Origin of the sequence: Shewanella decolorationis (assembly GCF_004354305.1) — a bacterium.
GTDB classification, from domain to species: domain Bacteria; phylum Pseudomonadota; class Gammaproteobacteria; order Enterobacterales; family Shewanellaceae; genus Shewanella; species Shewanella decolorationis.
Genome location: NZ_CP037898.1, coordinates 2,404,388 through 2,420,275 on the forward strand (window position 1 = coordinate 2,404,388; position 15,888 = coordinate 2,420,275).

Sequence of the window (15,888 nt, forward strand, 5' to 3'; positions counted from 1 at the left end):
GATGTACTGTCATGTCCAAGCCTTAAGCTGTTTCATTAATGTTCGCAGTCACCTTTTCAGCCCTGACTGCACAGACCTTATATTCGGGAATATAAGCCACAGGGTCGAGCGCATTGATGGTAAGTTTGTTCGCTGCGGCTTCGACAAAATGGAACGGCAGGAACAGCACGCCTGCTTGGGCGCGTTTAGTCACAAAGGCATCGATTTCAATCTCTCCGCGGCGGGTGGTGAGGCGAAGTTTATCGCCGTTATGGATCCCCAGTTGCTCCGCATCATAAACCGAAATCATCACCTTAGGCGCGCCGAGTAAATCCAGCCCAGGTGTTTTACGGGTGAGTGTGCCCGTGTGGAATTGCTCCAACAGCCGCCCTGTTGAGAGCGTCAGTGGATAATCGTTGCAGGGCATTTCAGCAGGTAGGCGATAACTGACAGGCGTAAATAAGCCTAAGCCTCGAGTGAATTGGCTCTGATGCATAATCGGTGTTCCGGGATGGGTTTCATCTGGACAAGGCCATTGAATACCTTGAGAAATCTTACCATCTGCATCGACACTTAATCTGTCCCAACGAATGCCGCGATATTGCGGAGTGAGCTCGTTGATCTCGTGCCAGATGGCTTCCTCGTTGGCATAGTCCCAGCCTGCGCCCATGGCGTTAGCGACGGCTTGCACTATCTGCCAATCGGGTAAGGCTTCACCCGGAGAGGCGAGTGCCTGCTCGAGTCGCTGTACCCGACGTTCGGTGTTGGTAAAGTGGCCGCGTTTTTCCACAAATGCGGCGGCGGGTAATACCACATGGGCAAGCTCGGCCGTCTCGGTTAAAAAGATATCCTGTACCACCAGAAACTCAATTTTGCTCAAGGCATTAAGTACATGGGCTTGGTCGGGATCGCTGAGCACGGGATTTTCACCCATCACATACAAAGCTTTAATTTTGCCCTTGGCAATATCGTGCATCATATGGGTTGCGGTGACGCCAATCTCCCCCGATAACGGCGTTTGCCAGTGGTTTTCGAAACGCATTCTGGCATGAATATCCGTGACCTTTTGGTAACCGGTAAAATAGTTGGGCAGTGCGCCCATATCGCAGGCGCCTTGAACGTTACTCTGGCCGCGAAGTGGATTTATTCCCGCGCCAGACACACCAATATTGCCGCAAAGTAGCTGCAAATTAGAGATGGCGGTGACGTTATCGTGTCCTGTCGTATGCTGGGTGATGCCCATGGCGTAGTAAACCGCGGTCTTTTCGGCCGTGCCTATGGTACGCGCGAGGCGGGCAATGTCTTCGGCCTTTACGCCTGTGATAAGCGCCGCGTTTTCGAGGGAATAATCCTGCTTGGCTAACTCTGCATAGAGGGCCTCAATACCTTCGGTGCGCTCGGTGATATAGGCTTTATCCTGCCAATCGTGGCGAATAATTTCTGCCATAATGGCGTTGAGCAGCATCACATCCGTGCCCGGTCTGTGAGCGACATACAGCTCGGCTTTTTCGGCAATGCCAACGCGTTTAGGATCGGCGACCAGTAAACGCGCGCCGTGTTGCATCACCGCTTGCTGGATTTTTGAGGCGATAATCGGATGGGCGCAGGTGGTATCCGACCCTAAGATAAAGATGACGTCCGAGTCCTTGATGCTCGGAATATCATTGGTCATGGCGCCACTACCAATGCTCTGCTGCAAGCCCGTTACCGTAGATGAGTGGCAGAGGCGAGCGCAGTGATCGATATTGTTGGTGCCAAGGACGCTACGAACAAACTTTTGAAGCACAAAGTTATCTTCGTTGGTGGCCTTGGCAGAGGCGAGACTTGCGAGGGCATTGCTGCCATCTTTTTGTTTTATCTCACTTAAGCGTTTTGCTACATAGTCGATGGCTTCGGGCCAACTACAAGGTTGTAGCTCGCCATTTTTACGGATCAGTGGCGTAGTAAGACGTTTGTCGCTGTGAATAAAATCGAAACCAAAACGTCCTTTAACACATAACATGCCTTGGTTAACGACCGAGTCTTTATTGCCTTCAATGTGGCGAATGCGATTGGTGCTAGGGTCGATTTTAAGGTCGAGACGACAGCCCACGCCGCAGTAAGTACAAATCGTCGAGGCGGTTTTTAACTCTGTACAATCCCCTTGGCATTTATCTCGGGCATCGACCAGTGCGCCTGTCGGACATACTTGCACACAGTTACCACATTGCACACACTGGCTATCGGCCATACTCGCACTAAAGCCGACTCTCGGCGCGCGGCGCTCAAGGGTTTGGCTGATTTCCTGCGGCAGCGCTTGATAGGAATCTTGGCTAAATTGGATGGCGCAGTGGCCACTCTGCAGCTGACACACATCGACGCACTTACCGCAGCTAATACAGCGGTTGGCATCGAATTGAATAAAGGGCGCACTTTTATCCACACTGAAATGCCGTGCATTTTCAGTGGCTAAGCTTTTGGCCTCGACACCGTAATCCGTGGCGTAATCCCTCAGCTTACAGTCGGTATTGGCCTGACAGGCGCACTCGAGGCAACGCGCCGCCTCTTGCATGGCGGCATCGGCGGGAAAGCCTAACTCAACTTCACTGTAATTCAGCAGCCGCTGCAGCGCCGTGAGTTCGGGCATTTTCAAGCGGGGCTGGCGCGGGGTATGGGGATAAAGCCTTGACCCTGCTTTTGATCTTGTTTCGGTTTGCTTAATGGCGCTTGGAATGGGGGCGCTTGGAATGGTTTTAACCGAGTTAAACTCATGGGCATGTAAATCGCAGCTAAGGCCAATTTTTAGCATCTTATCAATAGCGATTGCCGCTTTGCGGCCATCGCCAATCGCGGCTACGGCGGTGGCAGGACCTCTGCGGGCATCGCCCATCACAAACAGTTTTTCGACTCCCGATGACATGGTTTGCTCACAACCCATTAGCGTGTTCCAACGGCTCAGCGCCAGTTCACCTTGGCTGAGTTGCCCCATAGGATCCTGCATAAAACTCAGATCCGGCGCTTGGGAGACGGCGGCGATAACGGTATCGAAGGCCTCGGTAAAGGTTTCTCCCGTGTCCACAGGCGCGCGTCTGCCCGAGGCATCGGCTTCGCCGAGCGCCATTTTGCTAAAGGTGACCGACTGTACTCGTCCGTTATCATCACTATGATTTTCAATGGGATTGGTTAAAAAGTGGAATTTCACGCCTTCGACTTCTGCCTCGTGTACTTCGTAGGCTTCGGCGGGCATTTCGGCGCGGGTACGGCGGTAGATTAAGGTGACATCGCAACCTTCACGCACCGCGGTGCGGGCGCAGTCGATGGCGGTGTTGCCGCCGCCAATGACCGCGACTTTTTTGCCCAACTTCAATTGTTTGTCGAGGCAGTGATCCTTAAGAAAATCCACCCCAAGGTAACAGCCCGCAAGTGCTGAGCCTTTGTAGTTCATCGGCACCGCCTTTTGGGCGCCGATGGCGAGGCACACCGCATCAAAATCGGCGACTAGCTGGGCTAAGTGAATTTCATGGCCGAGGCGAGTATCGGTATGAATGATTAACCCATTACGGCACAGCAGCTCGATTTCTTTATCGAGAATCGCCTTGGGTAAACGGTATTCGGGGATCCCGTAGCGCAGCCAGCCGCCCGCCTTGGGCATGGCTTCAAAAATCTCAACATTATGCCCTTGGTTTGACAGGTAATAGCCCGCGCTTAAGCCTGCTGGGCCCGCGCCAATAATGGCAATTTTCTTGCCTGTGTCTGCGAGGCGCGGCGGCTGATAACTGCCGCCTTGTTCATCGTCGGCCAAGTCTAAATCGGCGGCGTGGCGCTTAAGTTGACGAATGGCAATGGGGTCATCGACGAGGCCGCGGCGGCATTCGCTTTCGCAAAACGCAGGGCAGACTCGGCCGATCGACAGCGGTAGCGGCAGGGTGTCTTTAATGACTTTAATCGCTTGGGTGTGGTCACCTTGGGCAATGTGGTACAGGTAAGTTTGCACATCGACGCCCGCAGGGCAGGCCTGTTGGCAGGGCGCCTCACAATCGGCAAAGTGGTCACTTAAAATTGTGCTCAGTGCCGCTTGGCGCTGTTTGGTCAAATATGCCGATTGGGTGATGACCTTCATGCCTGCTTCAGCGGGCGTTTCACAGGCTTTAACACAGCGCAGGCTGGCATCGGTATTTTCGATTTGCACTAGGCAGAGGTTGCAGTCCTGTTTATCGGCGTTAGGAGCTGCGTCCAATTGCCGTGTCGCATCCGTTGGATCGCATAGGCTCGGAATGGCTATACCCGCCTTACGGGCCGCTTGTAATAGGTTATCGTTCGGCTCGGCCGTGACGCTGTGATTGTCGATGTTAAGTTCTATCATCCCAAGGCCTTTTATATTTGTAGGGTGCTTGCTGCTTGGCAGGCTTAAGGTGGATTTGAGTATAACTAGAGCGCTTTAGAAGACGCTTATGGGCGGGGGAAGTTTGACGCTAAATTGCTGTTGTTATCACAAACCCGTGTCAGACTGTGCGCTGGTGAGGGTTTACTGGTGGAAAGTTGTGATTTGTTTGGTATTTTGTATTGGATTTATCTGTATCTCGTTTAATCCTTTAATATTTTTAGTGATTATCACTGTTTAGCTTGCTCAAATTTATGTTTGATAGAGGCGTTAAACGGGTTATTTCATGTAAGATCACAGTCTTAACTCGGCTGTGTCTGTTAATCTGCTGGCGCCAACGGTGCTTTTTAGGCTGATAAAATCGCCCTGAAGTGTCAACACGCCCTAGGTTTACCAGCGTTGTTAGGTTAAAATGCGCGGTTGCAATTACCGTTAAGCGCCGCCTCCTTTGATGGAAACTCCATTGAAACGGCAAAAATAAAGCGAAGTTAAAAATCCATGTTTGAAGTTAATCCAGTAAAATTCAAAATTAAGGAGCTTGCCGAGCGTACGCAGCTTCTTAGGGGGTATCTTTGACTACGATGCTAAGCATGAGCGTCTAGAAGAAGTCAGCCGTGAACTTGAAAGTTCTGAGGTGTGGAACGAGCCAGAACGTGCACAAGCCCTAGGTAAAGAGCGCGCCAGCCTCGAAGCCGTTGTCAAAACTATCGATGATATGGACGCAGGTCTAGAAGACGTTGAAGGTCTGCTAGAGCTTGCCATCGAAGAAGAAGACGAAGACACCTTCAATGAAACCACCAAAGAGCTGGATTATTTAGAGAGCCGTTTGGCCGAACTCGAATTCCGCCGTATGTTCTCTGGTCAACATGACGCCTCCGATTGTTACTTAGACATTCAATCGGGCAGTGGCGGTACAGAGGCACAGGACTGGGCCAACATGGTACTGCGTATGTACCTGCGTTGGGGCGAAGCCCACGGATTCAGCCCTGAGCTGATGGAAGTCACTGACGGTGACGTCGCCGGCATTAAGGGCGCGACCATTAAATTTACCGGTGAGTATGCGTTCGGTTGGTTACGCACCGAGACGGGCGTACACCGTTTAGTGCGTAAATCGCCATTCGACTCATCGGGCCGTCGCCATACTTCTTTCTGCTCGGTATTCGTTTACCCAGAGATTGATGACGATATCACCATCGACATTAATCCTGCTGACTTACGTATCGACGTATACCGCGCCTCGGGTGCGGGTGGTCAGCACGTTAACCGAACCGAATCTGCGGTACGTATTACCCACTTACCGACTAACACGGTAGTGCAGTGCCAGAACGACCGTTCGCAGCACAAGAACAAAGATTCGGCAATGAAGCAGTTAAAAGCCAAACTGTTTGAATTAGAAATGCATAAGCAAAATGCGGAAAAGCAAGCCGCCGAAGATGCCAAGTCTGATATCGGTTGGGGCAGCCAAATTCGCTCTTATGTATTGGATGATTCCCGTATTAAAGACTTACGCACTAGCGTGGAGACGCGCAATACCCAAGCGGTACTCGATGGCGATCTGGACAAGTTTATCGAAGCCAGTTTGAAATCAGGGCTGTAATTAATTCAAAGGTATAGACGAGAAATAAGATGACTGAACAAGTACAAGATGAAAACAAACTGATTGCCGAGCGTCGTGCCAAGCTAGATAGCATTCGCCCGAACTGCAGCGCTAATGCTCACCCTAATACTTTCCGTCGCACCCACAAAGCGGCTGAGTTGCAGGAAAAATACGGTCAAAACACTAAGGAAGAACTCGAAGCCTTAGGTTTTAGAACCAGCATCGCTGGCCGTATCATGGCAAAACGTGGCCCATTCCTAGTGATCCAAGACGTGTCAGGTCGTATCCAAGCTTATGCTGAAAAGGGCGTTCAAGCTGATCTGAAGGATAAATACCAAGGTCTGGATATCGGTGACATCATCGGCGTAACGGGTCAGTTGCACTTGTCTGGTAAAGGCGATCTGTACGTGAACATGGAAGAGTACCAACTGCTGACTAAAGCACTGCGTCCTCTGCCAGAAAAATTCCATGGCTTAACCGACCAAGAAACCCGTTACCGCCAACGTTATGTGGACTTAATCGTTAACGAAGAATCTCGTCAAGCCTTCGTCATGCGTTCAAAAGTGGTTGCTGCTATCCGTAACTTCATGATCAAAAAAGAGTTCATGGAAGTTGAAACCCCAATGATGCACGTGATCCCAGGCGGCGCTTCTGCCCGTCCATTTATCACTCACCACAATGCGCTGGACATGCCAATGTACCTGCGTATCGCGCCAGAGTTATACCTCAAGCGTTTAGTGGTAGGTGGTTTTGAACGTGTGTTCGAAATCAACCGTAACTTCCGTAACGAAGGTCTGTCGCCACGCCATAACCCAGAATTCACTATGATGGAATTCTATATGGCCTATGCAGACTACAAAGATCTGATGGACTTAACCGAAGAACTGTTAAGCTCTATCGCGATTGAACTGTTAGGCAGCGCGCAAATGCCATACGGCGAGCACACTGTTGATTTTGGTGGCCCATACGCGCGTCTGAGCATGTTAGAAGCGATTCAGAAGTATAATCCTGACAACGCGACTATCCAAGCCATGACCTACGAGCAAGTGAAAGATCTTGAATTCATGCGTGAACTGGCTATCAGCCTAGGCATAAAGATCGAGAAGTTCTGGACCTGTGGTCAGCTATTAGAAGAAATCTTCGGTGAAACTGCTGAATGGCAGTTAATGCAACCGACTTTCATCACTGGCTACCCAGCGGACATTTCGCCACTGGCACGTCGTAACGATGACAATCACTTCATCACCGACCGTTTTGAATTCTTCATCGGTGGCCGTGAAGTGGCTAACGGTTTCAGCGAATTAAACGATGCTGAAGACCAAGACAGCCGCTTTAAAGCACAGGTTGACGCGAAAGACGCGGGTGACGACGAAGCCATGTTCTACGATGCAGACTACATCACTGCACTGGAACACGGTTTACCACCAACAGCGGGTCAAGGTATCGGTATCGACCGTTTAGTGATGTTATTCACTAACACTCACACTATCCGTGACGTGATCCTGTTCCCAGCGATGCGCCCACAGGCCTAAGCCTGATTGGAGTTGTTGATTAAACACCAACTCCAGCATTTAGCGAACAATAAAAAACCAGCCAATTGGCTGGTTTTTTTATTGGGTCATTATTTAATAGCCTGACTTATTGATAAGCACCGCTGGCATAATGTAGCTCATAGCTATGGCTATAGATTTCGAGGATATTGCCAAAGGGGTCTTCCATATAGATCATGCGGTACGGCTTTTCGCCTGGATAGTAATATCTCGGCTCCTTCATACGTTTTTTACCGCCAGCGGCGACAATTTTTTCGGCAAGTTCTTCAAGGTTAGGATCTTGCACGCAGAAATGGAATACGCCAGTTTTCCAATATTCAAAGTTGTTCTCTGGGTTCACTTGATTCGCGAATTGGAATAGCTCGACGCCAATTCGGTCGCCCGTCGATAAATGAGCAATTTTAAAAGAGCCCCAATTAGGACCAAATACATCGGTGCACATCTCACCGATAGCCGAGTTGTCTTCAATAATTTCTGTTGGCTGCATGATCAGATACCAGCCAAGTACCTCAGTGTAAAACTTAACCGCTGCCTCGAGATCGGGGACCGAAATACCAATATGCGAAAAGGTGCGTGGGTAAGGTGTATTCATATTAACTCCTAGTGCGAATGTAATGTGCCCAAAAGCCGAATCATCACAGCTTCAGTAGCGATGGAGTCAGTTTATGGCGTTCTATTAACAATTAAAAATTATCAAATTTTCTTATTTTGATAATTTATGTTTATGCTTGGTGGATGGAATGATCGATAGAGAGTGCATATGCTGAATCAACAATGGCTGCAGACCTTCGTGACCTTGATTGAGGTCGGGCACTTTACCCTGACGGCTAAAAAGCTGTTTATGACTCAACCTGGCGTTAGCCAACATATTAAAAAGTTGGAAGAACAGGTGGGGGTGTCTCTGATTCAGCGGCAGGGCAAGCGCTTTGAGCTGACTGAGGCGGGTAGCATTCTCTATCAACATGCCTGTGACTATCTACAAGCCGAAATTGAGCTGTTAGCACGATTACAAACCGACGATCGCTATATTGGTGAGTGCCGTTTTGGTTGCTCGGGGGCGATAGCAAGTTTGCTCTATCCGCACTTTCTAGAGAGACAAATTCAGTATCCCGGCTTGAATGTGATGCTAGAGGCGGCGCCCAACCAACGTATAGTGTCGGGCATTTTAAATAACCAGCTCGATGTGGGCATAGTCACTAAGCGCACAGATGAAGCTGAACTCAGTTATCAAGCCATAGGCTATGCGGAGTTAGCTTTAGTGCTGCCAAGTCAGTATCGAAGTATGCCGTTAGATAGGGAACGCCTTGAACAAATAGGCTTTATTGATCATCCCGATGGACAATATTATCTGCAACAAGTCCTCAGGGCCAATTTTGGCGACGCTGAAGCGACACTCAATGCCCGTAGGAGTAAGCGACACGCGAGTGGCATCGTCCAGCAGATCCCACGCAGGGGATATGTTAATCAGCTCAATCAAATCTTACTGCCAGTCGCTAAAGGCATTGGTTTTACTGTGCTTCCTTTAACTACGGTCAACGCCTTTAAACCTAGGGAGAGTTTATGGGCGGTAGAACTTGAGCAAAAAGTGCAGGAGTCGCTGTATTTAGTGCATAAAAACACTCGGCCTTTACCTTCTCGCTTTGAGGCATTTATTGACTTAACGATTCGTCTGATTGCCAACGAATAGCGGCTAAAAATTCCCTGATGAATGTGATTGTTTGGCTTGTCATACTAAAAATGACATAGTTTTCAGTATTGATAATTGCAGTTAGAATTTTTATTGGTATTAAGTACTTAATTGATGAGTTTTTTAGCGTATTAACAATATAGAAATATTTTGCGAATTAAGGCTAAAAACTGCTGATATTGCTGATAAAAATCGAGTTGTGTTCTATTCCTTTATGCGCAGACCTCTTATACTTAGCTTCAACCCTGTGCCGTAGCACATTCGACTTATTTAACGACTCAGTGAAATCTACATGAAGATCCCTTCTCTGCTTGGTAGTTTTATCTTGGTATGCAGCAGTTTAACTGTTGCCGCGACAGCGCATTCTGCCGATTCGGCCTCTGTCACTACAAAAAGCACCGCCACAAAAGCAACCACTAGTAAAAAAACTACTGCAAAACAGCAGGAAGTGGCGGCCAATAGTGCAATGGTGGTGGATCTTAAAACTAATGAAATTCTCTATTCCAGTAATCCCGATGCCGTAAGGCCGATTGCCTCTGTGACTAAGCTGATGACCGCCATGGTGACCTTAGATGCTAAGTTACCCATGGATGAAAAGCTTGCTATCAATATCAACGACACTAAGGAAATGCGCGGTGTGTACTCTCGAGTGCGTATCGGCAGTGAAATCAGCCGTAAAGATATGTTATTGCTGACATTAATGTCATCTGAAAACCGTGCGGCGGCGAGTCTTGCCCACCATTATCCCGGTGGTCATAAGGCTTTTATTAAGGCGATGAACGCTAAGGCAAAAGCCCTCGGCATGAAGAATACTCGCTATGTGGAGCCAACTGGGCTGTCAGAGAAAAACGTTTCGAGTGCCCGCGATCTGGTGGTACTGCTCAAGGCGAGCGAAGGTTATCCCATGTTAGGTCAGTTAAGCTCGACCGAAAAGAAAACTGTTACCTTTGGTAAGCCTAAGTACAGCCTCGACTTTAGAAATACTAACCGATTGGTTTACAAAGATAATTGGAATATTCACCTCACCAAAACTGGCTTTACCAATGAGGCCGGCCATTGTTTAGTGATGCGTACTGAAATGGCTAAGCGCCAAGTGGCCTTTGTGGTGCTCGATGCCTATGGTAAATACACCCATATGGCGGATGCCAACCGTTTACGAAACTGGTTAGAAACCGGCAAAGTCACACCGATCCCTGCCGAAGCTAAACAGTATAAAAAGCAGCGCAGTCAGCAACAGTTTGCCAAAGTCAGCGAGACCTAAGCTCACTGCAACCAGAGGCAGGCATTAATTGCTTATCTATCGAACAAAAAGGCCAGAATTCTTCTGGCCTTTTTGTTGGTATTTGCCTAGTCCTTTGTTGTAGAGGATTGATTGGCTTCACTAAAAACCAAGCAATCACCCCGCAAAGGGTGCTTTATGTGGCGATACGCCGTATCATTGGCGGGATTTTTCTCTCAAGGATGATATGCGTGTGGCGTTAGTCTTAAAAAAACTCCAGCTGATTTATGTGCCCTTTATGCTGCTCTGCCTGTTATATGTCTCAGGCTACAGCTTGCTCCATTGGTTATTGCTTATTAAGTTCCAACTGCTAAGCATCGACGAATCGATTATTAATTTCTGGCTGCCGCTGATATTGCCTTGGCCCTTGCTGTTTTTCTACTTAAGACCGCGGCTTAAGTTATTCCGCTTTACCAAGAGTAATAGCCGTTTTATCTATTTTGTGATTGCCGTGCTGTTACTGGCCGTGCCCACTATCGTGGCGCAGGAATACCTTAATAGCGCAACGGGCAAGTTGACTCAACTCGAGTCCATCAATGGGCTATTGCACCAACCTCAGACTAAGTATTACCAATTAAATCAGTTTTATATCGATAAAAAACACATAGGTGTGCAGCGTAATATTGAGCCGATAGGCAAGGGCAACAGTGAGCTGCGTATGAGCTTGTATATTGCGATGCCGATTTTTGCTAAACGCAATGAGAGTTGGCGGGTCGGTGCTAAGGCCTTGGCATGGTATGGCAAAGTCTATGAGAAAACGATCAGTAATAGACTGGAGCCGCATGAGAAAGAATTTCTATATCAAGAGTTTATCCATCAAAGTCAGCAAGCGTTTAATGCATTTAATCCCGATGAATTTGTCTATCTTGACCGTATCGGTCCATCAACCCGCTACACTCAACTACTCAGTGCAGCCCAAAAAAGCACTGTCTACTTCGAGGGTTATCAAACCGTATTGATGCCAGTGAATCAACCCTTCGAGGCGCGTAATGGCCATAAACTGGCGTGGATTATCGCTTGGTTAAGCTTTGGGGCCATTCTATGGTTGTTGATGAGTCTGATGCTAAAACTGGATGAGACGCAGGCGTCTAAGCCCTTGGCTGCGCAGCTGAGTATGGCAAAACCAAAGGCTGAGCTTTATGGCTTTTTGGCCGAATTTAAACCTCGGCCGGGCTTTGTTATCACGCCTATCTTGCTCTATATCAACACCTTGATATTTGTATTGATGGCCTTTGCCTGCCAGCACTTTATTGCCTTACCAAACAGTGTGTTACTCGATTGGGGGGCAAACCTCCGTCAGTTGGTGCTTGAGCAACAAGTCTGGCGTTTAATCAGCAATGTGTTTTTGCATGGCGGCCTGATGCATTTGGTTTTTAACTTATATGGGCTGTTTTTTGCGGGGATGTTTTTGGAGCCTCTGCTGGGCAAATGGCGTTTACTTGGGGTTTATTTGTGCTGTGGCTTAGTGGCGAGCATGGCCAGCATTGGTTGGTATGAGGCGACGATCAGTATCGGAGCCTCGGGCGCCATCATGGGGCTATTTGGGATGTTAATGATGTGGATATGGTTGGGCTTATTGCCCTTGGCGGACAATATGCCACTTGCCCTGAATCTCACTCTATTTGTTACTGTAAGTCTTGTAATGGGGCTTTTGGGCGGGGTGGATAATGCCGCGCACCTTGGCGGTTTGGGCTGTGGATTGTTGCTTGGGAGCTTGTTACGGCCAAATAAGGTGCAACCGCAGGCCAATAAAAAGCCGAGGTAAATCCTCGGCTAATGGGTTTTACTATTGAATGTAAAGGGTATTTAGGCGTGCTCAAACATCAGGAAAAGGTACACAATAAACAGCACTATATGGGTCGCCCCATGGAGTGCATTGGTTCGACCACTGCTAAAACTGACTTTGCAGACCATTAAACTGGTGGCTAAAAGCACCATATCCGCCGCAGAAAGGCCTAAGTGTACCTCTTGATTTATCACACTTCCGATAATCAATACTGCCGGCACTGTGAGTGCAATGGTGGCGAGCACTGAACCAAAATAGAGGTTCATCGCCCGCTGCAGTTGATTGTTGAGCGCAGCCTTAAAACCACCCACGGCCTCTGGAGATAAGATTAAACAGGCGACAATAAAGCCGCCCAGTGCTGGGGGCGCACCGAGTGATGCCACGCTGTAATTGATTGGCATCGCAAGGGTTTTGGCGAGCAGAATCACCACCAGCAAATAACCAATCAACAGCACTGTGTGGTAGATATTGCTACGCAGTATGCCGTGATGCTCTTCGTGGTCCTCGTGGTCGGCATCAACGAAGAAGTGGCTATGGCTCTTAGTTTGGATCACCAAAAAGATACCATAGAGCAAAATTGAGATGATGATCAGCATCCAAGACATGGGCTTGGACATGCTGCCAATGGTGCCGCCCTCGGTAAAGTTAGGTAGCACTAAACAGAGTAGGGCGAGGGGAATAATCGCCACTAGATAGGATTTCACCCCATCCAAATTAAAGTGCTGGGTATGATAGCGCCAGCCGCCAAGTAGCAATGTGATACCGACTAAGCCATTGGTAATAATCATGACTACGGCAAACATGGTATCCCGAGCCATGACGGGGTTGGGTTCGCCAGTTAACATTACCGAGGAAATCATCACCACTTCGAGCGAAATCACCGACAGGGTTAAAATCAAGGTGCCGTAAGGGTCTCCGAGCTTGATGGCAAGCGCATCCGAGTGACGCACCACGGAGAAAATAGCCCAAGTCACTACGCCTAAGAGGGCGAGTGAAACGGGAATATAGGTTGAGAGTGCCGTGCCATCGGCGAGCAAACTATCACCGCCCGTCTTGAAGAATACTAATGTGAGTATTCCGAGCAGTAGGGCAAATTCGTCTTTGATAAATGTCTTCATAGGCAGTTGATCCAAAGCGGAAAAAGGCCGTTAGTATAGACATTGGTTATGGCACACTTTGCATGAATAATCCTTTAGATTTGGGGTTAGGCATAAAATTTTGAGCGAGATCGCTTTTTTATTCAAAACCCCAGTGTTCGGCTAATACCTTTGACTTAGCTGATGTTGCGCGCAGATTTAGGCAAGTCGCATAAAGGCTTAGACCGTGCCTTAGCCATGGTGCTCAGTATTAATTAACTTGCCGAGCTGATCGTAATTATTCCAATCACCCGCTTGGCGGTCAGCTATGTAGCTGCCTTCACTGCGTTTTTCGCCATTGGGCCAAAACTGTTGCCATAAACCTTCCCTGCGATCCTTAAGGTAAGAGCCTTGTTCGGCGAGTTTGCCATTGGTGTGGTAATAGCTGGCATTGCCTTCCTTCTGGCCTTTTAACCAAGTTTCGCTCAGTTTGGGTTTGCCATTTTGATGGTATTCCCTGCGCTCGCCGTCGAGCTCGCCTTTTGTGTACTGGGCTTCGAGTTTGAGCTGGCCATTGCTGTAATATTCTTTGCTAGTGCCATGTTGCTGATTATCTAAAAATTCGCTGCTGGCGGCTAAAATGCCATCCTCATACCAACTTTCCCACAGACCCGTTTGCTGACCTTTATCCATAGTACCGCTGAGTTTGAGCTGGCCATTGTTTGGATAATATTCGGCATAGGTGCCTGTTTTATCATTGTTATCATAGGTTTCTAAGCGATAAACCACTTGCTTAAAGCTGTAGTACTCGCTGGTGCCGTTACGTTTATTGTCCTTCCAATGGGTTTTCTGGCTGATATTACCCTCGGGAATTGCGCCGTAGGTTGGATCTTTGGCTTCATAGCGGTAATCAATCCAGAGACCCGTTTTTTGATTATCCTCGTATTGGCCGGTGACGCGGCGTCGACCTTGGTAATATTCGGCGTAATTGCCATTGAGTTTGCCGTTAACAAAGGTCTGCTCTTTTTGTTTTTGCCCCTGCTGATATTGGATCCACAGCCCCTCTTTAACGCCGTTTTGGTAATCACCTTCCTCATTGAGATCGCCATTGTAATACCAGCGACTAAAGTGGCCATCGAGGGGATAGCTATTACTGTTATCGGGTTTTGTGCGGGCGTAGTGGGCGAGCTCTCTGGGTTTGCCATTGTCGTAAAAGGATTCGTATTTACCAACCCAAGCGCCTTCGATACGCTCGCCTCGCTCATTGAGTGTGCCATCTTCATAGTAGGATTCGGAGCGGCCAGTGAGTTTGCCATCCACATAAACATCTAAGCTGCGAAGCTGGCCATTGGTGTGGTAACGGCGAAATTCTCCGTCCCGTTGACCTAGCTTCCATACCTCTGCGGTTTGCAGTTTACCGCCGTTGTAGCGCTCAAATAATCCATCCTTTAAGCCCATGTTGTAGCTGCTTTTTTCGATAAGATTACCGTCCGCATCGTAGCGTTCGGAGGGGCCATGCAACGGATATTGACCATTATCGGCTAATTGCGAGTCCTGATAGGTTCGCAGCTCTTTAAGTTGGCCGTTGGAATGGAAATACTTTTGCGTGCCAGCGAGCATATCCTGCTTGTAGTTCAAATCGCTGGTCAGTACACCTTCGAGGTTAAAATACTGCTGACGTCCCTCTAACACATCGTTGAGGTATTGCTCCTCCACTTGGAGTTTACCCAGTTCATTGAATTGCTGACATTTACCATGGCGCAGCCCCGCCTGATAGTGGCACAGGCTTGCCAGTTCGCCATTGGGATAAAAGGTGCGTTCTTCACCCTCGAGTTTATCGAGATTAAATTGGCTGGCACTGGCCTTAGTGCCATCGTCGAAAAAGGTTTCCCATAACCCTTGGCGGCGACCGTCGGCATCAAAACGCCCATTAACCACAATCTGGCCTTCGGAGTTTTGTTCAAGATAGGGGCCGGTGAGTTGGTTGTTGGCGTAGGTTTGGCTCTGGGATAGGGTGCCGTTTTCATAAAAGCTTTCCCATTTGCCATGGCGTAGGTTATCAAGATAGCTTTCTTGCGCCTGCAATTTACCGCTGGGGAAGAAGCGCTTAACTTGGGACTTTTGACCATTTTTATAGAGGGTACTTTGGGTAACGTTGCCTGTGGCACTAAATTCCTTCCATTCGCCAACGGGGACACCTTTGGCAAATTGTTGCTCCTCGGTTAGGGTGCCATCTAAATCGAACAGTCGCCAGGTGCCATCTTGGTAACCCAGTTGATAGTTACCTTCGACGATTCTACTGTTATTACTATGAAATACCTGCCATTTCCCATTCGGTATTCCCTGCGAAAATTGCCCTAAGGTATAACCTTGGTTATCGCGGACAATGGCGATATCACCATTTAAGGGCATGCCTGTGGCGAGATTGTAATAGCTGGGTATGCCGTCCTGCTGACGGATTTCGACCATCATGGAGGAGAGGTTTTGCGCCGCCTGTGCATAGGCACAAACTAGGCTGGTTCCGGCAATGGCGAGGTTAATAAAGCGAAATGGCGTGTTGTACATGCTGATCCT

Annotated in this window: 9 protein-coding genes; 5 read left to right on the top strand and 4 right to left on the bottom strand. The window is 48.6% G+C overall.

All coding sequences use genetic code 11. The annotated features are described in order from the left end of the window. Positions 1-22 precede the first annotated feature (22 nt). Entirely contained in the window at positions 23-4,321 is a 4,299-nt protein-coding gene (gene fdhF, locus EYR25_RS10935) for a formate dehydrogenase subunit alpha (RefSeq protein WP_133180056.1), read from the bottom strand. A 516-nt stretch (positions 4,322-4,837) separates the two neighbouring features. Between fdhF and prfB the strand changes: the two genes are divergently transcribed. Both prfB and lysS read left to right on the top strand, forming a co-directional pair. Next, positions 4,838-5,936 (top strand): peptide chain release factor 2 gene (prfB, locus tag EYR25_RS10940; RefSeq protein ID WP_161629216.1). Its coding sequence is split into 2 segments (ribosomal slippage): positions 4,838-4,912 and positions 4,914-5,936, totalling 1,098 coding nucleotides; the frame shifts between segments, so codons are not numbered across the junction. 29 nt (positions 5,937-5,965) lie between these two features. Continuing rightward, entirely contained in the window at positions 5,966-7,468 is a 1,503-nt protein-coding gene (lysS, locus tag EYR25_RS10945; RefSeq protein WP_037414843.1) for a lysine--tRNA ligase, read from the top strand. Positions 7,469-7,574: 106 nt separating this feature from the next. Here lysS and EYR25_RS10950 read toward each other — a convergent pair whose 3' ends face one another. Then, positions 7,575-8,078 carry a lactoylglutathione lyase family protein gene (locus EYR25_RS10950; protein WP_023268076.1) on the bottom strand — a complete coding sequence of 168 codons (504 nt, stop codon included), beginning with the start codon at positions 8,076-8,078 and terminating at the stop codon, positions 7,575-7,577. A 168-nt stretch (positions 8,079-8,246) separates the two neighbouring features. On the opposite strand from EYR25_RS10950, the gene EYR25_RS10955 reads away from it, so the two are divergent. From EYR25_RS10955 to EYR25_RS10965, 3 genes are all read left to right on the top strand, one after another. After that, positions 8,247-9,173 (top strand): LysR family transcriptional regulator, encoded by a 927-nt coding sequence (locus EYR25_RS10955; protein WP_133180058.1) that lies wholly within the window; start codon positions 8,247-8,249, stop codon positions 9,171-9,173. A gap of 292 nt (positions 9,174-9,465) precedes the next feature. Beyond that, positions 9,466-10,434: a D-alanyl-D-alanine endopeptidase gene (pbpG, locus tag EYR25_RS10960; RefSeq protein WP_133180060.1), complete on the top strand. Its 969-nt coding sequence runs from the start codon at positions 9,466-9,468 to the stop codon at positions 10,432-10,434. A gap of 205 nt (positions 10,435-10,639) precedes the next feature. After that, complete coding sequence (locus tag EYR25_RS10965; protein ID WP_133180062.1) at positions 10,640-12,217, top strand: rhomboid family intramembrane serine protease; 1,578 nt, start codon at positions 10,640-10,642, stop codon at positions 12,215-12,217. A 41-nt stretch (positions 12,218-12,258) separates the two neighbouring features. Here the strand turns inward: EYR25_RS10965 and EYR25_RS10970 are convergent, their stop codons facing one another. Together EYR25_RS10970 and EYR25_RS10975 are read right to left on the bottom strand one after the other, a co-directional pair. Continuing rightward, entirely contained in the window at positions 12,259-13,356 is a 1,098-nt protein-coding gene (locus tag EYR25_RS10970; RefSeq protein ID WP_133180065.1) for a calcium:cation antiporter, read from the bottom strand. Positions 13,357-13,566: 210 nt separating this feature from the next. Continuing rightward, the gene (locus EYR25_RS10975; protein WP_133180067.1) at positions 13,567-15,879 is read right to left on the bottom strand and encodes a toxin-antitoxin system YwqK family antitoxin; all 2,313 of its coding nucleotides are present in this window, start codon (positions 15,877-15,879) and stop codon (positions 13,567-13,569) included. Positions 15,880-15,888 lie beyond the last annotated feature (9 nt).